The sequence below is a fragment of the Lentibacillus sp. genome, assembly GCF_035301925.1.
Classification (GTDB): Bacteria; Bacillota; Bacilli; order Bacillales; family Amphibacillaceae; genus Lentibacillus.
The window spans coordinates 33,986-60,616 of record NZ_DATGTI010000069.1 but is presented as its reverse complement, the minus strand read 5'-3'; the positions used below and the strand labels follow the sequence as shown (position 1 = coordinate 60,616).

Sequence of the window (26,631 nt, the reverse complement as noted above, 5' to 3'; positions counted from 1 at the left end):
AAGCTGATGTTGCCGTATTCGGGTTAAAATAATAGATAGCATTACCCGATGGATCCCATCCATTAATCGCATCAAGAACGGCTTTTCTGGAAGTTTCGTTTGGAGTCAGCCAAATTTGTCCGTCAGCCACTGCAGTGAATGCTCTTGGCTCAAAAATGACCCCAGAAATTGAATTCGGGAATGTCGGACTCTCGACACGGTTTAAAATGACAGCAGCCACTGCTACCTGTCCGACATATGGCTCCCCTCTTGCCTCACCATTAACGGCATTGGCCATCAATTGAATATCGTTTTGCGAATATCCCTGTGGCACATTAACAGCTGTCGGCTCGGCACCGGCATTACCATTATTTCCGGTATTGTTATTCTTGCTATCCTTATTGGTGGTATTCTTGTTTGTATTATTGTTGCTGGTATTGTTATTAGTATTATTGTTGTTCCCGGGACTTGGGTCAGACTGTTTGGACTTATCCACACCCCCGTAATGTGTAAAATCATTTCCCTGGTTTATTTGATTCATGACAAAATCCCTGTCATACTCACTTGCCGAGGCCAATTTTTCTTTTGTCTGCGCTCCGGCAAGACCATCAATTTCCATGCCGAATTCATACTGAAAATTGCGCAGTGCCCAATACGTTCCCCACCCGAAAACACCATCTATATTCCCGTTATAAAATCCGAGATATTGCAACCTTGCCTGCAACTCAATCACATCTTCGCCGACTGCACCATGCTGAATAACTTGTTCAGTAAATGCTTCGGCCGGTTTCACAGAATATGTTGTTTGCAGTCCTATTGCCATCAGACATATAATGACAAGTAGAAATATTTTTTTATAGGTCATATCGTTTCCTCCCGCTAAACATTATCATGTTGCACCTATTTTTTTACGAAATAACCTTTTTATTCATCAGGAATATTTTTAGAGGAACTAGAGCCACAAATCAAACCATTAAAAAATCCTTTATATCACAGGATACAAAGGATTTCAGGGTTGTATCTTCTTTTTCTGCTGTATATCGGACATAATTTGCTGATTTGCTGATTTCATGCGGTGTAAGGCAAGGAACCACAGACCAATCATGAATGGAATCAGCAGTATCAGCCAATCACTCGTTATCGTGTTCAAAATATAATTATAGGTACCGTGCAGGAGGAAAGGGACAACTAAAGCGAGCAAAATATGCTGGTTTTTGTGAGCGTTGCCCATTTTCGCCTTCCCAAAATGGTAGCCCATCATGACCCCAAACAGGGCGTGTGAGGATACAGGAAATAATGCTCTGGAAAACGCATAATCAATACCATTGGTAAGCAGATAGAGTATGTTTTCGACCGTCGCAAAACCCAGACTTATGGAAACAGCGTAAACAATACCATCATAATGCGCATCAAAATCTGTATGATGAAAAATGATGTATATAAATATGAACCATTTAAAAAATTCTTCAAGCAGTCCCGATAAGAAAAAGGATTGAATAAAGCTGCTGTTGCTTACATTTTCAGCCGATAATCCGTACTGAATAAACATAATCGGAAACACAAGCAGCGCACCGAACAGGAAAGTTTTAACCATTAATGACAATGGTTCAGTGAAGCGATCCTTTAAATAAAAAAATGCCATTAATGTAAATGCAGGCGCAATACCCGCTGAAAAAAGAGCTAGCATTCTAAAACCTCTTCCACATTTTTATACCGTATGCTTTCAATAGGGAAAAGCGTAGGTAAAAGCGCTCTACTGAATGAAATTTCACGCATATAATGGCCATTAACCCGCGAAAGAAAGGCGGCCAACTGATCCTAAATGCCCGATTCTGCTCGGGTCTGCATGACGCAGGTCACAAAGGCGTTGCTACACGACGTTGCGAATTTAGCCTTTGTTCCTCTTCTTCAGCTGGGGAAGAGCACCCCGCTGAATGGAGTTTCGCTTTATCCCGCATATAACGGACAGTAACCCGCCAAAGAACGGCGGCTAACTGTCCATAAATGTCCGATTCTGCTCAACTAACATTCAACAGGGTAGAACGCCCTGTTGAATGAAGTTTCGCTTTATTAAATTTATCATATCATGTAGCCATCAAAATGGAAATATTGTTCAGGAAAGGTGATCGTTTATGAAGCATATACTCATTATCCATACAGGCGGCACTATATCAATGCTGGAAAACAAACGTACTGGGGAAGTGACAACAGCGAACAAGCACCCATTATCAGATTTATCACATCAGTTTGAACAATATGCACATGCAGATGAAATAACCCCATTTTCAGTGCCATCGCCGCAAATAACACCACAGCATATGCTGGAGCTGGCCGGCATCATTAAAGAAAAAGTGAATGAATATGATGGCTTTGTTATAACACATGGTACGGATACGCTGGAAGAGACAGCGTATTTCCTGGATTTGGTTTCAGAAACTGATAAGCCGGTAATCATCACCGGGGCAATGCGGTCAGCAAATGAAGTTGGTTCTGACGCCCTTTATAATCTGATTAGTTCACTGAGGACAGCCACTTGTGATGATGCTTGGTATAAAGGTGTATTAGTCGTTATGAACGATGAAATACATACGGCACGTAATGTAACGAAAACATCCACAAGTAATGTGGCGACATTTCAAAGTCCGCAATACGGGCCCATCGGTATTATCACAAAAGAATCAATTATTTTCCATCATACGATTGTGGCAAGAAATACCTTGTCTGTAAATAAAATCACGCACAATGTTTTTTTGCTGAAAGCTTACGCGGGTATGGACGGTGATATTCTGGATGCTGTACTTGAAATGAAACCAGATGGACTTGTGCTGGAGGGATTGGGGCAGGGAAATTTACCAAAACAAACATTGCCATCTTTAAAACGTTTACTGGACAATAACATACCTGTCATCCTTGTATCGAGATGTTATCAGGGAACTGTTCAGCCAACATATGGCTATGACGGGGGCGGTAAACAACTTAAAGAAATGGGAGTCATTTTTGCTGACGGCTTAACAGGGCCGAAAGCAAGACTTAAACTGTTGATTACACTGGAAACCACAACAGGTGCTGATCAATTAAAAGAAATGTTTGAGAAGATTTATTAGTCAGGCATAAAAGGGTAAGAGCCCGACTTGTGCTGTTACCCTTTTGACGTAATGGCTTTAGCGATTGTCCCACCATGGAACCGGCCATTCTCAATAAAAATTTCATTGTTATTATAACCTGCCGCGACAACGCCAGCTACATAAACCCCTGGGATATTTGTTTCCATTGTTTCCGGTTCAAAATATGGTCGGCCGTTTTTTTCATCAACGAATATTCCCGTATTCTTCAGGAGTTGGTGATCCGGTTTATAGCCGGTCATGGCAAATACAAAATCGTTGTCGATTTCTTTTGTTTCATTTCCAACCGTATAGATTACTTTATCTTGGGTAATTTCCGTTGTATGTGCATTAAATTCCATGTGAACAATTTCTTTGCGGATAAGTGAATCAAACTCCGGCAAAATCCATGGTTTAATACTCTTAGAATACTGATCCCCGCGATAGAGTACGGTAATATGGGCCCCCGCTTTATGAAGTTCAAGTGTTGTATCGACCGCAGAGTTTTTTCCGCCGATTACCACAACATTCTTATTGTAAAATGGGTGTGCTTCTTTGAAATAATGCATGACCTTTGGCAATTCTTCACCGGGAATATTCATCTTATTCGGCTGATCATAATAACCGGTTGCGATGATGACATTATCAGCTGAATATGTTTGTTTTTCTCCATCTTTTCTTTCGGTTTCAACGCCAATATTATTTCCGTCAGACGGCGTGATATTGCTAACTTTCTCAAACGCATTCACTCTTAAATTTTTCCGGATAGCAACTTCCCGGTAATAAGAAAGAGCTTGGTTGCGAACCGGCTTTTGCTTTTCAGTGATAAACGGCACGCCTCCAATTTCAAGTTTATCGCTTGAACTGAAAAACGTTTGATGAGTTGGAAAATGATAGATGGTATTGACCACATTTTCCTTTTCGATGATCAGCGGATCAATGCCATATTTCTGCAGTTCGATAGCACATGACATTCCGCAAGGTCCGCCCCCCACGATGATGGTATGTTCTTTTTGCATTCGTATTGCACTTCCTTACTTTTTAATTCCATAAAGTGAAACTTCATTCAGCGTGGCGCTTTTCCCCGCTGAAGAAGCGGAACAAAGGCTAAATTCGCAACGTCGTGTTGCAACGCCTTTGTGACCTGCGTCCTGCAGGCCCGAACAGAATTGGGCATTTACGGGCAGTTAGCTGCCGTTCTTTGGCAGATTACTGTCCGTTACATGCGGGACAAAAAAACTCTTATCCAACTATACATGATAAGAGTTTTTTCGTCATTTATTTCGCTTTTATGTCGTCCACAAATGCTTTACCTTACCGATTGTTTTTATCCGACTTCCGACCTCTGTTCTACACCCAGCCGCGGAACCTTGCTGCTTCGGCCATTTTCCGCACACCGGACATATATGCTGCCAGACGCATGTCAACACGTCTTGTTTCAGCAGTATTATAGATATTATTGAAGGCTCTAATCAAGATTTCATGAAGTTTCTTATCAATTTCTTCAGCTGTCCAATAGTAGCCTTGATTGTTCTGCACCCATTCGAAGTAAGAAACTGTTACTCCTCCAGAGGATGCAAGCACATCAGGAACGAGCAATATTCCGCGTTCGGTTAATATTCTGGTTGCCTCCAAAGTTGTCGGGCCGTTTGCCGCTTCAACAACAATGTCTGCTTTAATATTATGGGCATTCTCTTCAGTGATTTGATTTTGTACCGCAGCAGGTACAAGAATATCACAATCCAGTTCCAGCAGCTGTTTGTTGGATATTGTATTTTCAAATAAGTTGGTCACCGTTCCAAAGCTGTCTCTTCTGTCCAATAAATAATCAATATCAAGACCATCAGGTTCATGAAGTGCCCCATAAGCATCTGAAATACCCACGACTTTGGCACCTGCATCATATAGGAATTTCGCCAAAAAGCTTCCGGCATTTCCAAAGCCTTGAACAACGACTCTTGCGCCTTTAACATCAATCCCTTTTTTCTTGGCAGCTTCATTTATACATATTGTGACACCTTTAGCAGTTGCAGATTCTCTGCCATGTGAACCACCGAGAACGATTGGTTTGCCTGTAATAAACCCTGGATTGTTAAATTCATCAATACGGCTGTACTCATCCATCATCCATGCCATAATCTGTGAGTTTGTGAAGACATCAGGTGCAGGGATATCTTTGTTTGGACCAACGACTTGACTGATGGCTCGCACATATCCTCTGCTTAGGCCTTCTAATTCGCGGAATGACATTTCACGCGGATCGCAGATAATGCCGCCTTTTCCACCACCATATGGCAAATCGACAATACCAGCTTTTAAACTCATCCATATGGATAACGCTTTTACTTCTTTTTCCGTAACGTTAGGATGAAATCGGACCCCGCCTTTTGTTGGTCCGACAGCGTCGTTATGCTGGGCACGATAACCGGTGAAAATTTTTATTGAACCGTCATCCATTCTGACAGGGATTCTTACCGTCATCATTCGCATAGGGTCTTTCATTAATTCGAATACTTCATCAGGGTAACCCAATTTTTCCAATGCATTTTGGACAACAGTCCGTGTTGATGCTAATACATCTGTACTTTCATTCTTTTCTTTGGCAGAATCTGCTGCATTATCGGCTACCATGAATTTACCTCCTAGATCATCCAAAAATATTTTTATTATAGCTGTACTCAGAGATTAGTATACACCTTCCCACTAAATATGCAATATGATAAATCGATTTTCTTTCAGTAAAAAAACGGGATATGAAAGCGCTGTTATCCATTATTCGTAAAGCATGCCATTTTAACGGGAGAACGTATCAATGATTTGTCTGATAGCTGATGAGTCCATAATCACTTTTCCATATTCTTTCAATCGGTATGATGTGACAATGCTTGGGAAAGAGAATTCCGATAAGATTGCAATTATATTCTCTTTGTTATTCTGAGGCAGTTCAGCCTCCCGGAACAACATGTAATACCGTTCATCCATATGATATATTTGACCGCCTTTGATGCCTGATTTCACTAAATTGTATGCCACCCCAATAATATCCTCAAACCCTTCAAAGGAAAAAATCAGCTCTTTGCTCTCGTCCAATGTTACTTTCATCTCCACAAAATCGTCATCCCAGGCTGATTCATTTTGCTTTTGGGTTACAACCACGTGCATACCCTGTGCTTGCATCAAATGAACCTGAACCAGCAGCATCCCTTCAAGTTCAAATCCCAATTCCGTGCTTGCTTCATACATCATATCACTGAATAAATGACGTACATTTGCCGCATCATACCATAAATCTTCTTTAGTAAAACCGCGATCAATCAAGTCATCAAACGTCAGAAATATGGTGAATTGATTATTGGATACCCGCTCAATACGCATAAAGCATCCCCCTTCTTGCATACATTTACATTTTAAAACCTTCCCGCTATCGCAATCCAAAAAATCACCGTTTGCAGACAGCAACTAATCCTTTAGTATACTATATGCGTCTCTGGTATTTGTTGAACATGATAATTATTATTTGTTACTTTGCATTGCTTATAAGGTTTTTACACGCCATATCCAAACCATTATTATACAGACGCGCAACCCGTATTGAAAAGATGGGAGGAGATAGATCTAGATTTGATTGATTGTATCAATAAGTTCATCTCCCCATAAATAAAACGAAATACCAAGTATTAAAATTAAAACGAAAATAACAGCTATAAATCGTCCTGAGGCATGGCTGATTTTGAATTTTGTACGTTTGTTCCGGTTGCCATGCACGTCTTTTCTTGGCGGTAAATTTAAGATATCGACTTCGCGTTCAGTCTCTTTATCTGATTCATTCCTTTGTTTTTCTTCCTGATCATTTTGTTCTCTGCCGCCATCAACTTCATCCAGAAGTTTTTGCAGCTCTTCTCCCTGGTTATCACGATTCCCGGTTTCGTTCATATTTTCTGCACCTCATTTCTGAAAGCGGATGATTACCCCTAATACAAAGTCAACTGTAAAATGAGCCATCATCGTAACCAATAAATTTTCAGTAAGGATAAATATATAGCCAATGTAAAAACTGACAAATAATACAGAAATCAGCAATACAGGTTTTTTCAGATAACGGATATGTACAAGTGCAAATAATGTGCTTGCAGCCAAATAACCGAACACCGTCTGGATCACACCACGAAACAATAGTTCTTCGACAACGGCAACCATTAATGCAATACCAAAAATTGCTTTAATGGAACGATTTCGAAAGACTCTATCATTGATTCCCCCATCATCATAGTATTTTTTCGGAAAAATGTACATTAGCAATAAATCAATCGCGACTATGAGTAATCCCGCTGGTACACCTATATAGAGAATATCTTTTATTTCCAAACTGAAATAGCCGGTCCAGTCAGCCATACTGTCAAACAGAAATAAACTTAGAAATATACTTAACATTAATAATAACAGCTGCGAAAAAATGAGCTGCTGTGTCAGCTGTTTGTCAGTCAATTGTTTAACAATTTCACTTTGTTTCATTGCTATGGTCTCCAATAAAAAATAACGTTTTCAGCTTTGTTTCCCATGAAAAAGCGTCCTGTCCGGCTTGTGTCTGTTCCGGTTCCCAATCATTAAAGGAAAAACCGCAATTGCTGCAGCATGCATAAAGAGGTGGCTTATAATTGTCCTGAAACCCTTTGTAAAGGTGGTCGCGTAAACATTTTTCTTCATGTATCCAGCTGATGATGTCATCAAGCTTTCTTTCTTTTAATGTATATCTTGTTATGATGATTTGTTTGATGTCACGGATAATTGGACGCCAATCCTCCTGATGAAAAACAATCCGATTATCTTTAATCATACCATGCTTTTCCATTTGATAGTGCAAAAATCGCCACTGTATTTCATTTATTCCAAGCAATACCAATATTTCATCTGTCGGCGGCAGCTTCGGGTTATGTGAATATAAATGATACAGCACACTGAATATATGCCTTAAATCTTCCACGGGCGGCAGTTCATGGTGAATCATTGATCTGGGCAGTGCCTCGTCTCCAGGCGCATACATCAGCAAACTAATGCTTGATTTGCCATCACGTCCTGCCCTTCCGATTTCCTGAAGAAAAGATTCCATCTGCAAAGGAAAATGGTAATGCAAAACAAGACGGATATCCTGTTTATTGATTCCCATCCCAAAGGCACTTGTACAACAAATAATATCCAGTTGATCATTCATGAACTGCTGCTGGATTGCAATTCTGTCGAGCTGGTCCATCCCGCCATGATAAAAAGCAATGCGATGGGAAGGAAGATTTTCGGACAAAAATGCTGCAATGTCTTCCGTTTTTTGTTTACTGGAAAAATAAATCAATGTAGGCACTCGGTATCGTTTTAATAATTTAAGTAAGATATCCTGTTTTTGTCGGTCATCATCTACCTTTTTTACCGTAAACGTTATATTTTCCCTGTCCATTGGATAAATATGGCTGACAACATCAGATCTGTTCAATGATGTGATGATATCCCTCTGCACTTCCTGGGTGGCTGTTGCACTCAGCGCCATGACAGGCGGATCATTCAATTGCTTTAATACGTCACCCAGACGCAAATAGTCAGGTCTGAATTCGTGTCCCCACTGTGAAATGCAATGTGCCTCATCAATCACAAATAAATCGATGGCAATCCGCTTAAAACGCCGGATAATGTCGCTATGCTGCAAAATCTCCGGAGACAGATAGATCAGTTTGTATTGTTCCAGTTGCTGCAAGACATGTCTCTTTTCGCGAGGATTCATAAAACTGTTCAGGGCCACAGCTTTTTTAAATCCGATTGCTTTTAATTGTTTGACCTGGTCTTCCATCAATGAAATAAGCGGTGACACAACAAGTGTAACCCCTTTAAACAGGCTTGCAGGCAGCTGGTAACAGAGCGATTTTCCCGAACCGGTCGGGAGAATTGCCAGCACGTCATGACCAGCCATTACATCGTTAATGATTTCTTCCTGACCTGGACGGAATGAGGAAATGTGAAATTGGTCTCTTAACTGTTCCTTAAGTTTATATTCTATCAACATGATCACCTTGTTGCGATATTTTTTTCACAGCTAAAACGAGCCGGATCTGAAAATAGCTGATCGTTTCACTTACTTCCTGTTTGATGTCTTTTAATTTGTAAGATGATGTTTTTCTGGCAGCAGCCATAATCTCTGCCTGTTCGTCCGGCAAAACATATGTCTCCAGCGGGAAACAATCATCATAGAGTGCTATTTCAACCATATGATCATAGATTGTATTCAATTTTAAATGTCTTGCTTCGGCTATCTCTTCAGCAGAATATTGCTTCTCCAAAAGTTCTTTTGTTTTACTGGCCGAATTGGTGATTCTGGATTCGTGTGGCAGTTCTCGCAGAAAATTCGCTAATAGAGGGTATGTTGCCTCGTTCTGCCCGATGATGAAGAGCATGCGGTGAACCATGGCAGTTTTGGCCAATGGAACGTCAATCTGCTTCAATCTGTAATGATAAGCAATCTGAAAACTGCTCATGCCATAATGATGATACCCGGTCAGACTATCAACGAAAATGTTCGCTTCCATCCCCGAAAAACATTGCAGCAAATGATGAAGTTCTCCATAGAGTCTGTTCAGAAATACTGTCTGATGAGGCCGCAATTGATGGTATTGTTTTCTCACCCAACTCGTAATGATTGGCTTATCAATCACCGGAATAAAATGAAAATGATGTTTGATGCTGTTTGTCATCGTCTGTATCAGCAGCAATAGCCGTTCCCAAAAAACAGTTGCTTTCTGATAATAATCCATCCCATTGAAATATTGAACAGTAACATTTCCCCGATGTTTGTGAAGCCAATTTTGACCAAAGTCAGTCAGCACTGCTGTAAGATCATTGTTGAGCACTAACCGATTATCTTCAACAAGTTTATGTATTTGCTTATCGAAATGCTGTTTTTGCAGACCCGGATAAATGCCATAAAAATGCTTCAATTGATAGATATGAGCATCCTGGACCGTCTGGATCGAACGTCTTCCTTTAAGTAAATGATAGATGGCAGAGATGCTCCGCCCTTCCCTGAACCTTGAGCAGCATGATATGACGATATAATCAAACAACAATGTATTAACCCCTTTGCGATAAATTGCATATTTAGGTCATATTTCATTTCAATCATAACACGTTATATTCCAATTGAAATGTATAACACACTTTTTTACAATAGAATACGAGAGAAACAATTCTTTTAAGCAGGGAGAGATTGTATGGCAACATATACGATAGTTGATCAGGAAACGTGCATTGCCTGTGGAGCATGCGGTGCCACCGCGCCCGATATATATGGTTACAATGACGAAGCACTGGCTTATGTTGTTCTCGATGGCAATGAGGGAACCTCCGTGGTGCCTGAGGATTTCGAGGACGATGTGCTGGATGCTTATGAAGGATGTCCGACAGATTCCATTAAAGTCGCTGAAAAGCCTTTTTACGGTGATCCATTAACATATGAGGACGAATAACAGAAAATAATACCGTCAGATTTTTTCTTCAATTCCAGCATAATTGCGTTTGACAGATAAGTCAATAATTAAGCGCATTTCTCTATATTTAAACGAAAAATACCAACCCCATTCAGTTGGTATTTTGAATATGAAAACGGTTATTGGCATATGTTTTGAAGAAATGCCTGATAATCGGGTACAGCAACATAATAAAAACGGCATTGCCAATCGCATGATATGTGTCAAAAGGCAGGCCCATCAGATAATACGGCCAGAACTTGCCTCCGATTGAGTATGTAGTCAGCGATATGATAAATCCATACAAATAACCGCTGAATACGGAAAACATAACGATTACATATATCGGGAGGCGCCCCGGATATTTTCCAATACATCCGCTAATGAGGCCGATCAATGCCCAGGAAACAACCTGCCAAATCGTCCAAATACCCATTCCCAGCAGCATATTTGACAAAAAAGTGGTCAATAAAGCCAGTATGATGGCAGCGATTGGACCGAGGAGCAGTCCGCAAATAATGATCAATGATGTGACCGGCTGGACATTGGGAAGAAATGCGAACACACTTCTTCCCACAACCGCAAGTGAAGCGAGCAATGCCAGCAGCGTCAGTTTATACGTGTTCATCCATTATTCCCATGCCCGGTAATCAAATGTTACTACATCACCTGGGGACAGCTCATATTCGGCAGCACCTACATCGGCCATTTCTCCGTTCACCTCAAAAAGCCACGCCTTTTGCTCATTTTCTTCAGCGGGAACACGTTCGATGGATGTTATAAATTGTCCACCTTCTCCGGTCTCAACATAAAAATTATCCTGCAGGACGTCCATCAGAATGGCACCTTCTTCAATCTCAATTTCTTCTTCAGCAATATATTCAGTCCCATTATCCTTGCTTATCGTAATGCGGATTTCATCTTCACTGAGTTCGCCATCTGCGCTTTCATTTGTGGCCGTTTGTAAATTGCCGTTGTTTGATTCAGTCTGTTCTTCTTCCCCGGCACCACAGCCGGCGAGCAGTCCGATAACAACTAATAATGATGCAATACGTACAAACCATTTGTTCACTTCAAATTCCTCCTGTGAATTTCTTATTGAGGGAAAGAAGAGCGGGAAACCAAAAACCATAATGGAATGCCGGTAAAACTCATAATAAAAAAGCCAACCCCTTCAAAGGTCAGCTTTAAAAGACAATCGAAATAAACACATGAAACCATATCACGTTTTCGGTTGTCCCAATCGCTTTTCCCCGAAGCATTGAAACATAGGATATTGGCAGGTCTACTGACTTGTGGCTCATACCTACTTTAAGCCCTTCCCATATGGCATGCCATACAGTGGATGATGCTTATTTCGTTGGCCACTTACAGTTGCGAGGACAGTTTCAGCTTCCCACTGAATTCCCTTTTAAACAAAGGTACCAATACCTATCATTTCTATTAAAATGTCAGTAGTATATTATCATAAACTTTTTGTTTTTTCCAGCATTTCGTCACACCATTTCTAATCCTCATGTAACGGGATCTTAATTTCAAATGTTGTGCCTTCACCAGTCATGCTTTTAACATTAATTGTTCCTTCATGGGCTTCGACAATATTTTTGGCGATGGCAAGGCCAAGTCCGGTCCCTTTTTTCTTGCCGTTTCTTGTTCTTGATTTGTCAGCTTTATAAAACCGCTCAAACACAAAGGGCAAATCTTCTTCAGGTATGCCACTTCCATTATCCTCTATTGATATATGGAGATGCGTATCCGTATTTCCCGCAGTGACTTTTACATAACCATTTTCTTTCGTATGCCTGATTGCATTATCGATCAGGTTAGTGAAAACTTGTTCCATCCGATCCGCGTCAATCGATATGCCGGATATTGTAAGATCCTCTTCTGATATCAGCCGTACATTATTATCTCCAGCTATTCCCCTGAATTTTTTTAAAATGCGTTCCAGGAATTTGCCGGCATCAATATTTTCTTTGTTTAACGTTGTATGACCGGCTTCCATTCGGGCCAGATCCAGCAGCTCGTTGACAAGTCTTCCCATACGAAGTGACTCTTCACGGATAATTTGTGCCAGTTCATTTTTTTCCTCTTTTGATTCAGCCACATCATCAACAATCGCTTCGCTGTATCCCTGCAGCATTGATATAGGTGTGCGCAATTCATGGGAAACGTTGGCAATAAAATCTTGCCGCATTTGATCCAATCGTCTTTCCTCAGTCATATCACGGATAACTGCTACGGCCCCACGCACATAAGACTGATCATACAAAGGCGTCATGATCATAACCCATGTTCGGCCTTGCGTATCGATTTCCCGGATCACTTCATTTTCATCCTCGATAACGCTCTGTAAAATGTCACTTAACGGCTCAGGCGTTTTTCGATGATCATCACTTGGTTCAATACCTTTTTCATAATAGAGCTTTTCAATAAAATCTTCTGCTGGCGGATTGGTTACAAGCATATCCCCGTTTCGATTCAAGGTTATAACCCCATCAGCCATTGAACTGACGATACTTGAAAACTGCTCCTTTTCCTGTCTCAATGCATTGATATGAAATTTCAGCTGTCTTCCCATCCGGTTGAAGGCCATCGCCAGCTCACCAATCTCATCGCGCGTCAGGACTGGCACTTTTGTATTGAATTCACCTCTGGTCAAATCAAGTGCTGCTTCCCGCATTTTAATCAGGGGTGATGTAATACGTGTTGACAGGAAAAATGCAAAAAAGGTTGTTAAAATAATGGCAATGCCGGCAGCCAGAAAGATGATTTTAGTCGTTTCGGCTTTTGTCTGATTAACGATATCCAACGACTGGTAAATGAAAACAGCACCATCTGGCTTGACCGGTGTCCCGACGATCATGGCTTCAATATTGCTGTTCGGCAGCATTGTCTCTTTTTTGACGTCCTGGCCGTTGAAGACATCCATTAATTCTTCGTCATTCTGCAGCCACTCCGGTTTCATTTCATTTAAATCACTATCAGTGCTGTCAGATGTCCGTAATGCCCCATCACTATAAATAACGGTAATTCGGCTTGTCGGGCTTTTGACCAATTCCGCATTCTCAAAAGCCAACTCCTGATTATCATATTGCTCAATCATTTGTGATATTTTTGTTGCTGTCTGCATCATTTCATTTTCGGCTTCACTGACATGAAAAGTTTCAAAGAACTCCAGTAATAAAATCGTTAAAATGAATAATACAAAAGAAACTAGCAATAAAATAGTTATTGCTAGTTTGCCTACAACACTGCGCCAAAACATCATACATCATCTACCTCAAATTTATATCCAACACCCCAGACAGTCACGATCATATCCGCAGCCTGTTTGGATACATAATTTAACTTTTCCCGCAGTCGTTTCACATGTGTATCAACTGTACGCAAATCACCGAAGAATTCATATTCCCATACTTCCTTTAGCAATATTTCCCGACTGAATACCTTATCAGGTTCCTCAGCCAGAAAACACAACAGCTCATATTCTTTCGGTGTCAAACTGACTTCGATACCATCGGATGTTACGCGGTGCGCATCATAGTCAATTGTTAAATGAGGGAAAACAAGCAAATTTTTGGTTGGCTTCTCCGTTTCATTGTATTTGCTGGATGTAACCCTTCTTAAAACGGCTTTTACACGGAGGACAACTTCCCTTGGACTGAAAGGTTTGACAATGTAGTCATCAGCTCCAACCTCAAATCCCTGTACACGGTTGGACTCCTCACCCTTTGCTGTGAGCATGATAATAGGTGTTTCTTTCACCTTGCGCAATTCTTTTGTGACTTCAATACCATCCTTCTCCGGCATCATGATATCCAGCAAGATAACATTGTAGTCGGTATCCAGCGCCATCTCCAATGCTTCTTTGCCATTTGCCGCCTCCTCTACAACGAAATCTTCCTTTTCCAGATACATTTTCACGAGCCGGCGAATCCTGTCCTCGTCATCAACAACCAAAATTTTCGGATTTGTACTCATCTATACTCCCCCTCATTATCAATTATTAGGTTGATATTGGTCAGGTGAAACGTCTGAAGGCTACGCATAGGAATGAAGCCCTGCCAAGATCAGATTGACTGCAATCAAATTGAACAAAATAATCGCAAATCCACCTGCTGCAAGCCAGGCAGATTTTTCACCATGCCATCCTCTTGACAAGCGTAAGTGCAGGAATGCAGCATAAAAGAACCATGTTACCAATGCCCAGACTTCTTTGGGATCCCAGCCCCAGAACCGGTCCCAGGCAATTTGTGCCCAGATCGCCGCAAAAACAAGACCCCCTAGCGTAAATATCGGAAATCCAATGGCGACTGCACGGTATGATATTTCATCAAGCAGATCAGGCTTGGCCTTTTTCAGGAAGGGCTGAATAGCTGCCCCAATGCGTTTACGCAGAATTAACCGAGTTAAACCATATATCACCAGACCAGTCAGCACTGACCAGATCAGCGTATTAAATTTCCGCGCTGCATCCACACCTTGCATCCATCCTGGCGCATCAAACAGCGGTTCCATCCGGCCCCCCGTCAATAGTTCACCTTCATTCGGACCGGCAATCGGCGGTAAATGATAGTCGGTCGTAACCGTTTGTCCCTCAAACGAATACTCAAACTCCGCACTATATCCTGATAGATTGAAAGCAGTCGATATAACACTGAAACCAATAAAAACAAACAAGCCAAATATAATGAGTTCCAACCATGTTGTTCGCTTACTCCGAACCGTCTGATCAATTTGCCTGATCAGATAAATGAGTGCTGCAACAAAACTGACGGCTAAAATCGCCTGACCCAATGCAACAGTTGTTACATGGATGTATAACCAGTGACTTTGCAATGACGGAACCAATGGAGCAATTTCAGTCGGGAACATACTGGCATAAGCAATTAATATCATGGCAATGGGCAGGGCAAACAACCCCAGTATGTTTATCCTATAAATAAAGTACATGATAATAAACGCAAATACCAGACACATTCCGAAAAATGTTACAAACTCAAACATGTTACTGACAGGTGCATGTCCACTTGCTATCCACCTTGTAATAAAATAAACAATTTGTGCAAGGAATCCCACGATTGTCAATGTGATTCCAATTTTCCCGCTTATCCCTTTCCTGGCAGGCTTGTTTTTTTGTCTGATTGTAGCGCCAAAGAAAAAGGTAGCAATTAAGTAAATAACAAATGCAGTGTATAGCATTGTACTGCTTATTTCAATTAAAGAACCCATATATAATCCTCCTTTAGCTGGCCGGTTCAGCTATTCAATTTCCTGTTGATCGTCAACCATCTTCACGCTGGTATCCTCAATAATGTGTTCAATATCTTTCTTCAGACCAAACCAGTTTTTATTCGTATGCGCGGCCATCATGATACCTTCAGCCTTAGGATGCAGCCAAATTCTGCGGTGTTGCCAGTACATGCCCTGGATAACACCTAACAAGAAAATTGCGGCCCCGATTATGAAAAATGGCAGCGTATAATCTACCCTTACTGTCAGACCACTTGCAAAACGTGTTTCAAAGTCCTGAATACCCAGTTTATAATCATTTTCTCCGGTTGCATCAACATTTTTTCCAATACCGGCAAAACTCATTTCAGGTTCTTCATCACCAGGAGGATGGACTGTAAAAACGAAAGCCGGATTTCTTGGATAATTTGTTTTAGACCTGGGTTCGCCTTCGTTCAGCTCATAATCCGGGTAATATTGGCTGATAACAACCCGGAAACCATTATCCAAGCGATATTCATCTTTCGGATCAGTCAAGTCGATTGTAAATGATCCTAAAGCTTCCTCATCAGGATCGCCTGTTTCGTGAAGCTTAAACGTCATATTCTGAAACTCATTTTGCTGATAACCGGACTGATAAAGTGTATATTTATCAAACTTCAGCGGTTGATTCATCCGTATTTCATCTTCAGTTATCTTTTCTAGCTCAGGTTCAGCGCCTGCTACATCTTCACCGGTTTCTTTGTAAATGACAGCATTCGTCTGGAAATTTTTCTCAACCATTCCCTGCTGTTCAATCGCTTCCTGGAATCGCTCATCATTCTTGTCATAAGTTTCTAGAATAAAGTCCTTATTTTCAATGTAATATTCACCGTCCGTACCGGGGATAACGGTTTGTTCACCTTCCCTGACCCAAACATACTCATCAAGATACATGAACGGGGTCATACGCAATAATGCCGCCACCAGAATAATAATCAGACCAATATGGTTTACATACGGGCCCCACCGGGAAAAACGGCCTTTTTCCGCCATTATGTGACCATTTTCTTCATATATCTTGTACCGTTTTCGCTTGAGACCGGACACCAGTTTTGCTTTATCATCATCCTTTACATGATCTGTTTCACTGAATAGACGCTGCCGTTTCAGAAATTGTGTATGCCGTCTCGGTCTTTGTCGTTTCAATGCTTTGTACAACGGAACAAACCGGTCTAAACTGCAGATAACAAGTGAAATCCCGATTAGTGCAATTAACAGCAAGTACCACCATGAGCTGTACAAATTATGAAAACCAAGCTGGTAATAGATTTGCCCCAAAATACCGTACTGGTCTTCGTAATAAATGGCCGGATCACGTGATACGGCATTAGCCGGTATGTACTGTTCCTGCGGGAAAATGGTCCCGATTCCCGATGCAATCAAAGCCAGCACAATCAGCCAAACGCCGACTTTTACCGAGGAAAAGAAATTCCATATTTTATCAACAATCGATTTATTGTATGTCTGTGACCTGCGGGCACTTCCGTCATATCGCATATTAAGCAGTTTTCGTTTATCGTTGCCATCGATATGCTGGTTTTGTTCCACCGGTTTGCCGCATGCTTCACAAAGAACGGTTCCCTCCGGATTAACATGTCCACACTCACATTTTATTTTATTCATTCGTATCCCTCACAATTAACGCATTCCCTTACTGTTCAGGTTGTATCTGCTGCAGGTAGCCCTCAATTTTCCCCAGTGTCAATCCGCCTTCGACAACTTCGACTACTTTCCCTTCAGGGTTAATAAAGAATGTAGTTGGAAGCGGTTCTACATTATAAGCATTCATCACTTCTTTATCGGAATCATATGGGACGGGGAATGTCAAGTCATGTTTATTGATGAATTTATCGACAACAAATTTAGTCGTATCAAGATTAATCGCAACGATCTCTACCCCTTTTTCTTTATATTCAGGATAGAGTGATTCCATATAAGGCATCTCTTCTTCACATGGTTCACACCATGTACCCCAAAAATTCAACATGACACCTTTGCCCTTGAGATCACTCAATTGGACGGATTCACGTTCATTATTGTCATTTATTTGTTCAAGTTTGAAATCGGGTGCCTGAGTTCCGGCTTTAACTACTTGATCGTCTTTGGTCAAGTTGGTTACTAAAGCATATACAACGGCCACAAACAATACCGCCAATACAAATGTTCTGAAAATCAGCCGGTTCCTTTTTTTGTATTTTTTATTGCGTTTTGTTTGTTTCTTATTCATGCGTGCTCACTCCCTACACCATTATACATTAAAAAAATGATACTCGCTTTTGTAAATTTGACTATTCATCAACAATTTATTTACTCGCCAAAAGCCGCATCTTTTTAACTTCATGCGGAGTAAGCCGCCGATAATCACCTGGCTGCATTTTATTGAGTGTTAAAAGACCATATTTCTCCCGCTTCAATTTGGAAACAGGATAGCCCAATGTTTCCATCATCCGTCTTATATGCCGGTTTTTGCCTTCGTGCAGGGTCATTTCGATAATCATGGTGTTCTTTTGTCTGTCTGTTTCAAGAATTTTATATTTGACTATTTTCAACAAGTCATTATCCGAACGAATCCCGCTGCGCAGCCTATTTAACTCACGTTTATCCGGAATGCCCTTGATTTTGGCAACATAGACTTTATCAATACCATATCGCGGATGCATGAGCAGGTTGGCAAATTCCCCGTCGTTTGTCAGCAGCAGGATACCGGATGTATCGTAATCGAGCCTTCCGATCGGGTAAATACGTTCCGGGACTTCCCCCAAAAAATCGGTTACCACTTTACGACCCTTATCATCCCGGATGCTGGAAATAACACCTCTTGGTTTATAAAACATATAATAGACTGGTTCTTCTTTTTCCAAACGTACCCCGTTCACCTCAATCGTGTCGTTGGGAGAGACTTTTGTACCCAATTCAGTCACAGTTTTATTGTTAACCTTTACTTTCCCGTCAGCAATTAATTTTTCCGCTTTTCTCCGAGAGGTTACCCCGCTTTGGGCAATCACTTTCTGCAATCGTTCCAAACCGTTTGTCATGATATCACCATTTCTTTTTTTCTGAACATAATAATAGCGTTAACTATATGTTAACGCTACTTTAATCGTTTATCCAAATATTAACGTTACCACAATAATCGAGGCAATTATACCAACAAGATCTGCCAATAGTCCAACTTTAAGTGCATAGCCCATTTTCCGGATACCGACTGCACCGAAATAAATGGTCAATATGTACAATGTCGTATCTGTGCTTCCCTGCATTGTTGATGCCAGTCTGCCAATAAACGAATCAGGGCCATGTGTCCCGATTAATTCCGTTGTCATCCCTAAAGCCGCGGTTCCGGAAATCGGTCTTACCATTGCCAGTGGTATGATGTCCGGGGGTATACCGATAGCTGTAAGGAGGGGTGAAATGAACTGGATAAAGGCATCAAGTGCTCCCGAGCTTCGCAGTATCGAGATGGCGACAATCATCCCCACTAAAAAAGGAAGTATAGAAAATGCCATCTTGACACCGTCTTTTCCTCCCTCGACAAACATTTCATATGTCGGCACACGTTTCCACGTTGCCACTGACAGAACAATCAGGAGGAAACATGGTATTAACCACGTACTGATTAATGTTATGACGCCCAAATTATCTCCTCCCAATGCTTCTGTAGTAAAAGATACGATCAATAATCAGTGCACTGATTGACGAAATGAGTGTTGCGATTATGGTTGTACCTACAATTTCAGTTGGGGAAACGGAATCATATTGCATTCTGATGGAGATGACAGTTGTCGGAATAATTGTCAGACTGGATGTATTTAAAGCCAGAAATGTAATCATTGATCTGGAAGCTGTGTCTGTTCCACTCAGCTCTTTCATTTGTTCCATCGCTTTAATACCCATCGGTGTTGCAGCGTTCCCGAGACCAAAAATATTTGCCGTAATGTTGGACAGTATATAACCCATTGCCGGATGATCTTTTGGAATCTCCGGAAATATTTTTACGATAATCGGCCTGAATACATTGGATAGGAATTGTAATATCCCTGCTTCCTCAGCCACCTTCATGATGCCAAGCCAAAATACCAATATACTGATCAGCCCGATGGATAAAGTGACTGCCTCCTCAGCACTTTCGAACAGAGCTTTATTGACCTCATCCATTGTTCCGTTAAGCATGGCATAAACGATTCCGATACCTGCCATTAATGCCCAAATGATATTAACCATTTGGATCAAATCCGGTAATGCCTTGATAGATTGATACGACATCCTTGAGAAAACCTGTTTTATCCCGTTCCGAAAAAATAGGGGTCTGTGTAACCGGTACAGCATCAGCAAAATAAATCGTTTTTCCGATAACATCTTCCGCTGTTCCCGGATTATCATGTGCTATGAATGATTGTTTTTCAATTTGTCCTTGTTCATTTTTCCGAAGCGGTATTGTAATATCTTGATGCAAATATCCGGTAACTTGACTGCCGGAGTCCGCTATTCGATAAATATTTTCGCCTTTTTGATCAATCGTAGTCATATCATAGTTATCAAATCCCCATTCAAACATTCCGATATGATCGCGCCAATCATCGGGACCGTTCAAGGTAACGGCAATCAGCTCCATGTCGTCTTTTAATGCTGAACTTACCAGAGTTCTTCCTGCAATTCTGGTGAATCCGGTTTTTCCGCCGTTTATATGGTCATACATGCCAGTCAGTAATTTATGCTTATTTTTCCAGGCATACACCCGGTTTTCCGATTTATAACTTTTGGTTTTGGTGACTTGCCTGAATGTCTCGTTATCCATCGCATAACGCATTAGGACTGCCATATCATATGCTGTTGAGTAATGGTTGTCGGTATCGAGGCCATGCGGGTTTTCAAAAGAGGTGTTCGTCATCCCGAGCCACTGTGCTTTCTGATTCATTAAATGAACGAAACCTTCCATGCTGCCGCCGACATGTTCGCTTATGGCGACAGCTGCATCATTACCTGAACGAAGCATCAATCCATAAATAAGGTCCTTCAGCTTTATTTTTTCGCCTTCTTCCAAATAAATGGAAGATCCAATTGCATTAACGGCACGATTACTGACCGTTACCGTTTTATTCAACTCCCCCGATTCAATTGCAATAATAGCGGTCATGATTTTCGTAATACTGGCAATTGGCTGCTGTTCATGTGCTTTCCTTTCAAACAGCACTCTGCCGGACGATTGTTCGATCAGCACAGCATTATTTGCTGACACATCCGGATTGGCTTGTCCGGACGCAGGATAAAAAAAACAGCTTAACAAAAGAAAGACGAGTGTTGTGACGGCATAACGCATACACTTTCCTCCTGCAGGTAATTAATTTTTCTGTACAGTTTATGCGCGTTAGACATGCGGATATGCCAATAATCACCCGATAATGTCACGTTGCTTATAGTATACTTAATACTCCCTTAGCCTTTATACGCTATAATAAAAAATCCTTACTAATGAAAGTAAGGATCTCTAAGTACTATGTATGACTATTATCATCGATTTGCTCTGAAAATTTTTCAAAAAACAAATCTGCTTCCTGTTCAAGCTGATCGGTATTGATATCCTCGGGGAGTACCGGTAATTCTTCCAGGGATGTCAATCCAAAATAAGTGAGAAAATCTTTTGTTGTTGCAAATAATATTGGCCGTCCTGCCCCTTCCTTTCGTCCAACTTCCTCAATCAAGGACCTGGCAATCAGCGTCTGTACAGGGCGATCACTTTTAACACCCCGAATATCTTCAATTTCGGTTCTGGTGATTGGCTGCTTGTACGCAATGATTGCCAATGTTTCCAAAGCCGCCTGCGACATTCTTGTCGTCTGTGGCGTCTCAAGCAATTTTTTGAAATAAGAGCTGTGTTCAGGTTTGGTGGTCAGATGGAATACTTCATGTGATTGCATCAGGAGCATTCCACGATTTGTGTTGTCATAATCATACTTTAATTCTTCCAGTAAATGTCTGACCGTATGTTCCGGTATATCCAAAACCTTTGCGATTTGCGCCACCGTAATGCCTTCATCGCCACTGGCAAATAACAATCCCTCCGTAATAGCTTTCAATTCGTTAATTTCCACAATTAATCCCCCAAATAAAGTGAAACTTCATTAAGTGGGACGCTTTTTCCCACTTAATGTTAGTTGAACAGAATCGGACATTTATGGACAGTTAGCTGCCGTATTTTGGCGGGTTACTGTCCATTACATGTGCGGTAAAATACATACAGTTGATCAAAATGGTGTTCCTGCTCACACGTTACCTCATTGTTTTTCATCAGCTCCAGTATTGCCATAAATGTGACGACAATATGAGAGCGGGACGGGTATTCAAATAACCGGTCAAAAGCAAGTCCCTCAGTCGAATGTTTTACTAAATCAAGCACTTCAGTCATCCGTTCTTCAATCGAAACCCCGCTGTTTTCAATTTTCGTTTCCAGTGGTTCATGCCATTTCTTACGCTCAAACATCTTTCCTAAGGCATCAATCATATCATAGATTGATAAATCCCCTTTGCCGACAGGCTGCCTGATATCATGATGATCGAATACGACTGGCGGCCTTGTAAAAATCTGATTGGCTTCCCTTTCCTTGTCCTGTAGTTTTTGGGCTGCCTCTTTGTATTTCCGATATTCAATCAGGCGCTGCATCAATTCCTCACGGGGATCTTCCATGTATTCTTCATCTGTTTCTTCTATCTCCTGTTTTGGTAAAAGCATCTGACTTTTCAGGGCAAGCAATGTGGCAGCCATCACTAAATATTCGCTGGCAATATCCAGTTCAAGACGCTGCATGGTATGAATATAGTCCATATACTGTGCCGTTATCTGAGCCACAGGAATATCATATATATCAATCTCATATTGGTTAATCAAGTGCAGCAATAGATCAAGAGGACCTTCAAAACCATCCAGTTTCACTTGATATGGTTCGTTCACAACAGTTCTCCTTTCATTTGCGAAAAAGAGCAAATTAACCGCCGATTTGTGGAGATTACTGACCCATTACATGCGGAATAAAGCGAAACTTCATTCAGCGGGATGCTTTTTCCCCATGAGCCGAATCGGGCATTTAGGGACAGTTAACCGCCGATTTGCGACGGGTTACTGGCCATTACATGCGGTGAAATGTTGCATTTAATTGACATAAATGCCTATACAACTTGCCAGCTGTCATCATAAGCTATTAACGTAAGATAAATGTTATCAAAAAAACATTTATTCGTTAAGCAAAAAAGGAGGAATATCATTATGAGCTATGGTTATGGCGGAGGATTCGCGCTAATCGTTGTATTGTTCATCCTTCTGATTATTGTCGGTGCTGCATGGATGTAATCGTGCAAAAATGAGCAGCACCACTCTACAGTGTTTATTTGTAACAAAAGCCACCTCTGAAACAGAGATGGCTTTTGTTTAGTCACTTTCTTCATTTTTCTGCTCGTCTTCAATGGATTTATTCAGAAATTCCTGTGTTGATTCGTCAGCACAAACTGCATACTTATCACCAAACATATCTCGTACTTCCTTCACCATCTTTTTGCCAATCCCCGAATTACGATGTGAAGGATTGACCGAAACATGTTGGACAACGGCGTCGATATCATTTTCTATTCGCACGCCAATTGCACCAAGCACATCTTCTTCTTTCCATAGGAAAAGATGCCAATCCGGATTTGTTTCATACTCTTTGATCGTTTGCTGCAATTTCTTTACATCTTTTTCTTCGGGCATGAAAGACAATAATCCCATTGCAATTTTTTCATAATTTTTTTTATAACGAATAAACATAGATATCCCTCATTATGATAGTAACTTACCAATCAAAACGAGCTGAACACACCATCCTGAGTGGCTTCCTCGCTGATACCATATAACCGTCATTCAGCAGGTATTTTTCCCGCTGAAGCAGAGGAGCAAAGGCTAAATACTCGGGCGTCCTGCTGCAATTGCCTTGCAGCCTGAACAAAATTGGGCATTTAGGGACAGTCGGCTGCCGTTTTCTGGCAGGTTAGTGTCCTTTACATGCTGGTTAAACCATTTGTATATATAGTTATGCAGTATCAAGCATTATTTGTCAACACTGACTACATTATAAGATTCAAAAAATCCCTTATTGTACTGCAAAACAAATGCAGAGCAATACTTGAATCCCCAGATTATCCCAAGGGTCAGAAGCATAAAAACAACAGTCACTTGTTTTTATGCTGCAAATTCACACTCACCCTTTATTATCATTACCATATTTTCGCATAAGCATACATTTGCCTATTTTTGCATGATAATCCTTAAGATCGTATAGCCATCTGACTGTTTCCCTTTAAAACGGAATGGAATCGTATTAACAGCCGCAATCCATAAATTGAACAGTAAGAATAACAGCAAATAGCCATTTGGATACACAGCATACAGAGCATAGCAGAAACCTGTGGCCAAAAAACTGTTGAGCGGTCCAAGGACAGCTATTCTGATTCGTTCACGCGGCCGATACGGAATCTTCCTTTCACTGCAGGCCATTCCTCCAATAAAAAAGAATGCACGCACCGTAATATTTATTTTTTTCCACATTGAACGGTAAACAATTGTGCCGACACCTATTGATAACAACATTTTGTCAGCGCCCACCGATTTTGCGCCAATTATATGACCAAATTCATGGATTCCCGTTCCCGCAGGTGCAGCAACGAAAATCAGGAATAACAATAGATAAATATCCATACATGACGATTATTCTGTCGTAACTTTTACTTGTTTCATAACGTCACCATTTTTCATCGCTTTTGCATATTCGACACCTGAGGTAACACGGCCAAAGACCGTATGAACACCATCCAAATGCGGTTGGGGTTCATGTACGATAAAAAATTGACAGCTCCCTGTATCCTTTCCGGCGTGAGCCATTGACAGCGAACCTTCCAGATGTTTATGCGGATTTCCTTCCGTTTCACATTTGATTGTATAGCCGGCATTTCCGGTGCCATTACCATTCGGGCATCCCCCCTGGCTGACAAATCCGTCAATCACCCGGTGGAAGGTCAAACCGTCATAAAAGTTGCTGTTAGCCAGTTTTTCAAAATTGGCGACTGTATTTGGTGCTTCATTCGGATAAAGTTCAAACTCTATTTTATTCCCATTTTCCATTAAAATATAGCCTTTTTTCTGCATGATTTCTCATCCCCTTTTATATTCTCACCTTATTTTATCGGACGTTTTACTAGAAAACAACTGCATCATTCATAGGAAATATCATTTTTCACCACATCGTGATACGTTTCACGCTTTATAACCAGTTGGTCCCGGCCGTTTTCGACAAAGACAACGGCCGCTTTTGGAAAGCGATTGTAATGGTTGGCCATCGAATAACCATATGCACCGGTTGAAAACACAGCTAAAATATCATCGCTCTCAACAGCAGGCACTGGAAGATCCCATATAAGCATATCTCCTGATTCACAGCATTTTCCCGCTACAGAAACCGTATCTGTTACAGGTTTTGCCGCCTTGTTTGCCAGCACACCTTCATATTTCGCATGATAAAGAGCGGGACGTATATTATCAGTCATCCCCCCATCAACCGAAACATAATGGCGTACACCTGGAATTTCTTTTATCGATCCAACTGTGTATAAGGTCACCCCGGCATTGCCGGCTATAGCGCGCCCGGGTTCTATCCATATTTCAGGTAAAGGGATATTGAAGAAATCCGCCTGCTCCTTGACGACGGCTATCAGTTCCTTTACATACTCTGAGTAGGCAAGTGGCTCATCTTCCTTTGTATACCGGATGCCGAAACCTCCTCCAAGATTCAGAACTTCCGGGGAAAACTTATATTCAGCATGCCAATCAGCCAACTTCCGGAACAAAATTTTTGCTGCCAACAGAAAGCCGTCTGTTTCAAATAATTGTGAACCAATATGGCTGTGCAATCCTTTAAAATGAATATGTTCGCTTCTGTGCAATTGTAAGAACGCTTCATCCGCCTGTCCATCATCCAAGTTGAAACCAAACTTTGAATCCTCATTGCCGGTTGCGATATATTCATGTGTGTTTGGCTGAATCCCTGGCGTAATACGCATCAAAACATTCAATGTTTTATTTTTCTGCTGAAGGATTTTATTGATCAGTTCAATTTCATGAAAATTATCAACGACAATGCATCCGACATCATTATCTATAGCCATTTCCAGTTCATCAATGCTTTTATTATTGCCATGCAAATGGATTTTCTCCGGAGGGAAATTTGCCTCCAATGCTGTATAAAGTTCCCCCTGTGATACAACATCCAGGCTTAAGCCTTCCTGTTTGATAACCTGAATCATCGCAACTGATGAAAAAGCTTTACTTGCATAGGCCACCTGTGCCTGAACTCCAAGTTCTTTGAATGTTTCAACAAAAGCCCGGCAATTCTCCCGTATTAATGAAACATCATAAACATACAGTGGTGTACCATACTTATAAGCAAGGTTTACTGAATCAATTCCGCCGATTGCTAAATTTCCTGCCTCATTTATCTCGAATGGATGGTGGTCCAATATCATGTTAAGTTCCCCCGCTCGATTCAATCACTGTTTTAAAAATTAGAAAAACCCGATATTCACTTAAGTTTATACCGAAGCAGTTTTACGCTGGTCACTCGAAAATTGTTTCTTTTTGCAAAGTGTAAAGATACTTTATCATATAAAAGCCGAAAACGAAAGAGGCAGATACCGCTCACCATCGCGCGGTTTTTTTCTCCTTCCGGCTTTATCGTCTTAGAAGAGAATAAGTA

29 protein-coding genes and 1 riboswitch are annotated in these 26,631 nt (G+C 41.1%); of the genes, 3 read left to right on the top strand and 26 right to left on the bottom strand.

Going from position 1 to position 26,631, the window contains the following annotated elements; genetic code table 11:
* Both sleB and prsW read right to left on the bottom strand, forming a co-directional pair.
* A partial coding sequence (sleB, locus tag VK080_RS06140; protein ID WP_324223888.1) for a spore cortex-lytic enzyme occupies positions 1-844 on the bottom strand: 844 nt, incomplete at its 3' end.
* 144 nt (positions 845-988) lie between these two features.
* Entirely contained in the window at positions 989-1,666 is a 678-nt protein-coding gene (gene prsW / locus VK080_RS06135) for a glutamic-type intramembrane protease PrsW (protein ID WP_324223887.1), read from the bottom strand.
* Positions 1,667-2,111: 445 nt separating this feature from the next.
* Between prsW and VK080_RS06130 the strand changes: the two genes are divergently transcribed.
* On the top strand, positions 2,112-3,083 hold the full coding sequence (locus VK080_RS06130) for an asparaginase (protein ID WP_324223886.1): 972 nt from the start codon (positions 2,112-2,114) through the stop codon (positions 3,081-3,083).
* 35 nt (positions 3,084-3,118) lie between these two features.
* On the opposite strand, the gene VK080_RS06125 is transcribed toward VK080_RS06130, so the two are convergent.
* From VK080_RS06125 to VK080_RS06095, 7 genes are all read right to left on the bottom strand, one after another.
* On the bottom strand, positions 3,119-4,099 hold the full coding sequence (locus VK080_RS06125; RefSeq protein WP_324223885.1) for a YpdA family putative bacillithiol disulfide reductase: 981 nt from the start codon (positions 4,097-4,099) through the stop codon (positions 3,119-3,121).
* A gap of 331 nt (positions 4,100-4,430) precedes the next feature.
* Positions 4,431-5,711 carry a Glu/Leu/Phe/Val dehydrogenase gene (locus VK080_RS06120; protein ID WP_324223884.1) on the bottom strand — a complete coding sequence of 427 codons (1,281 nt, stop codon included), beginning with the start codon at positions 5,709-5,711 and terminating at the stop codon, positions 4,431-4,433.
* 162 nt (positions 5,712-5,873) lie between these two features.
* Positions 5,874-6,455 carry a genetic competence negative regulator gene (locus VK080_RS06115; RefSeq protein ID WP_324223883.1) on the bottom strand — a complete coding sequence of 194 codons (582 nt, stop codon included), beginning with the start codon at positions 6,453-6,455 and terminating at the stop codon, positions 5,874-5,876.
* Between the two features lie 240 nt (positions 6,456-6,695).
* Positions 6,696-7,013, bottom strand: a complete 318-nt coding sequence (locus tag VK080_RS06110) for a hypothetical protein (RefSeq protein ID WP_324223882.1) — start codon at positions 7,011-7,013, stop codon at positions 6,696-6,698.
* 12 nt (positions 7,014-7,025) lie between these two features.
* Positions 7,026-7,592, bottom strand: a complete 567-nt coding sequence (locus VK080_RS06105; protein ID WP_324223881.1) for a CPBP family intramembrane glutamic endopeptidase — start codon at positions 7,590-7,592, stop codon at positions 7,026-7,028.
* On the bottom strand, positions 7,579-9,126 hold the full coding sequence (locus tag VK080_RS06100; RefSeq protein ID WP_324223880.1) for an ATP-dependent DNA helicase RecQ: 1,548 nt from the start codon (positions 9,124-9,126) through the stop codon (positions 7,579-7,581). Before VK080_RS06100 ends, VK080_RS06105 begins: the two co-directional genes overlap by 14 nt.
* A complete protein-coding gene (locus VK080_RS06095) occupies positions 9,110-10,183 on the bottom strand; it encodes a helix-turn-helix domain-containing protein (protein WP_324223879.1) in 1,074 nt (357 codons plus the stop codon). The genes VK080_RS06100 and VK080_RS06095 overlap by 17 nt, the downstream gene beginning before the upstream one ends.
* Before the next feature lie 144 nt (positions 10,184-10,327).
* Here VK080_RS06095 and VK080_RS06090 point away from each other — a divergent pair, with 144 nt between their 5' ends.
* A complete protein-coding gene (locus tag VK080_RS06090) occupies positions 10,328-10,582 on the top strand; it encodes a ferredoxin (RefSeq protein WP_324223878.1) in 255 nt (84 codons plus the stop codon).
* A gap of 112 nt (positions 10,583-10,694) precedes the next feature.
* Here the strand turns inward: VK080_RS06090 and VK080_RS06085 are convergent, their stop codons facing one another.
* The 13 genes from VK080_RS06085 to VK080_RS06025 form a co-directional block, all read right to left on the bottom strand.
* Positions 10,695-11,210, bottom strand: coding sequence for an ECF transporter S component (locus VK080_RS06085; RefSeq protein WP_324223877.1), 516 nt, complete (start codon positions 11,208-11,210; stop codon positions 10,695-10,697).
* 3 nt (positions 11,211-11,213) lie between these two features.
* On the bottom strand, positions 11,214-11,654 hold the full coding sequence (locus VK080_RS06080) for a DUF4430 domain-containing protein (protein WP_324223876.1): 441 nt from the start codon (positions 11,652-11,654) through the stop codon (positions 11,214-11,216).
* Positions 11,655-11,843: 189 nt separating this feature from the next.
* Positions 11,844-12,025, bottom strand: a riboswitch (cobalamin riboswitch).
* A gap of 64 nt (positions 12,026-12,089) precedes the next feature.
* Positions 12,090-13,850, bottom strand: coding sequence for an ATP-binding protein (locus tag VK080_RS06075; protein WP_324223890.1), 1,761 nt, complete (start codon positions 13,848-13,850; stop codon positions 12,090-12,092).
* The gene (locus tag VK080_RS06070) at positions 13,850-14,566 is read right to left on the bottom strand and encodes a response regulator transcription factor (RefSeq protein WP_324223875.1); all 717 of its coding nucleotides are present in this window, start codon (positions 14,564-14,566) and stop codon (positions 13,850-13,852) included. Before VK080_RS06070 ends, VK080_RS06075 begins: the two co-directional genes overlap by 1 nt.
* A gap of 60 nt (positions 14,567-14,626) precedes the next feature.
* On the bottom strand, positions 14,627-15,817 hold the full coding sequence (gene ccsB / locus VK080_RS06065; protein ID WP_324223874.1) for a c-type cytochrome biogenesis protein CcsB: 1,191 nt from the start codon (positions 15,815-15,817) through the stop codon (positions 14,627-14,629).
* 30 nt (positions 15,818-15,847) lie between these two features.
* On the bottom strand, positions 15,848-17,482 hold the full coding sequence (gene resB, locus VK080_RS06060; protein ID WP_324223873.1) for a cytochrome c biogenesis protein ResB: 1,635 nt from the start codon (positions 17,480-17,482) through the stop codon (positions 15,848-15,850).
* A gap of 28 nt (positions 17,483-17,510) precedes the next feature.
* Positions 17,511-18,086 carry a thiol-disulfide oxidoreductase ResA gene (gene resA / locus VK080_RS06055; RefSeq protein ID WP_324223872.1) on the bottom strand — a complete coding sequence of 192 codons (576 nt, stop codon included), beginning with the start codon at positions 18,084-18,086 and terminating at the stop codon, positions 17,511-17,513.
* Between the two features lie 76 nt (positions 18,087-18,162).
* Entirely contained in the window at positions 18,163-18,894 is a 732-nt protein-coding gene (locus VK080_RS06050; protein ID WP_324223871.1) for a pseudouridine synthase, read from the bottom strand.
* A 69-nt stretch (positions 18,895-18,963) separates the two neighbouring features.
* Positions 18,964-19,494, bottom strand: coding sequence for a spore maturation protein (locus VK080_RS06045; protein WP_324223870.1), 531 nt, complete (start codon positions 19,492-19,494; stop codon positions 18,964-18,966).
* A gap of 1 nt (position 19,495) precedes the next feature.
* On the bottom strand, positions 19,496-20,080 hold the full coding sequence (locus VK080_RS06040; RefSeq protein WP_324223889.1) for a nucleoside recognition domain-containing protein: 585 nt from the start codon (positions 20,078-20,080) through the stop codon (positions 19,496-19,498).
* Positions 20,073-21,176 carry a D-alanyl-D-alanine carboxypeptidase family protein gene (locus VK080_RS06035; protein WP_324223869.1) on the bottom strand — a complete coding sequence of 368 codons (1,104 nt, stop codon included), beginning with the start codon at positions 21,174-21,176 and terminating at the stop codon, positions 20,073-20,075. Before VK080_RS06035 ends, VK080_RS06040 begins: the two co-directional genes overlap by 8 nt.
* Positions 21,177-21,351: 175 nt before the next feature.
* Positions 21,352-21,948, bottom strand: a complete 597-nt coding sequence (gene scpB, locus VK080_RS06030; RefSeq protein WP_324223868.1) for an SMC-Scp complex subunit ScpB — start codon at positions 21,946-21,948, stop codon at positions 21,352-21,354.
* Positions 21,949-22,061: 113 nt separating this feature from the next.
* Positions 22,062-22,805: a segregation/condensation protein A gene (locus tag VK080_RS06025; RefSeq protein ID WP_324223867.1), complete on the bottom strand. Its 744-nt coding sequence runs from the start codon at positions 22,803-22,805 to the stop codon at positions 22,062-22,064.
* A 312-nt stretch (positions 22,806-23,117) separates the two neighbouring features.
* Here VK080_RS06025 and VK080_RS06020 point away from each other — a divergent pair, with 312 nt between their 5' ends.
* On the top strand, positions 23,118-23,201 hold the full coding sequence (locus tag VK080_RS06020) for a YjcZ family sporulation protein (protein WP_079529326.1): 84 nt from the start codon (positions 23,118-23,120) through the stop codon (positions 23,199-23,201).
* Between the two features lie 78 nt (positions 23,202-23,279).
* Here the strand turns inward: VK080_RS06020 and VK080_RS06015 are convergent, their stop codons facing one another.
* From VK080_RS06015 to lysA, 4 genes are all read right to left on the bottom strand, one after another.
* Positions 23,280-23,654 carry a GNAT family N-acetyltransferase gene (locus VK080_RS06015; protein WP_324223866.1) on the bottom strand — a complete coding sequence of 125 codons (375 nt, stop codon included), beginning with the start codon at positions 23,652-23,654 and terminating at the stop codon, positions 23,280-23,282.
* A gap of 477 nt (positions 23,655-24,131) precedes the next feature.
* A complete protein-coding gene (locus tag VK080_RS06010) occupies positions 24,132-24,581 on the bottom strand; it encodes a site-2 protease family protein (RefSeq protein ID WP_324223865.1) in 450 nt (149 codons plus the stop codon).
* A 9-nt stretch (positions 24,582-24,590) separates the two neighbouring features.
* Positions 24,591-25,028 (bottom strand): peptidylprolyl isomerase, encoded by a 438-nt coding sequence (locus VK080_RS06005; protein ID WP_324223864.1) that lies wholly within the window; start codon positions 25,026-25,028, stop codon positions 24,591-24,593.
* 65 nt (positions 25,029-25,093) lie between these two features.
* Positions 25,094-26,401 carry a diaminopimelate decarboxylase gene (gene lysA, locus VK080_RS06000; protein ID WP_324223863.1) on the bottom strand — a complete coding sequence of 436 codons (1,308 nt, stop codon included), beginning with the start codon at positions 26,399-26,401 and terminating at the stop codon, positions 25,094-25,096.
* Between the last annotated feature and the right edge of the window lie 230 nt (positions 26,402-26,631).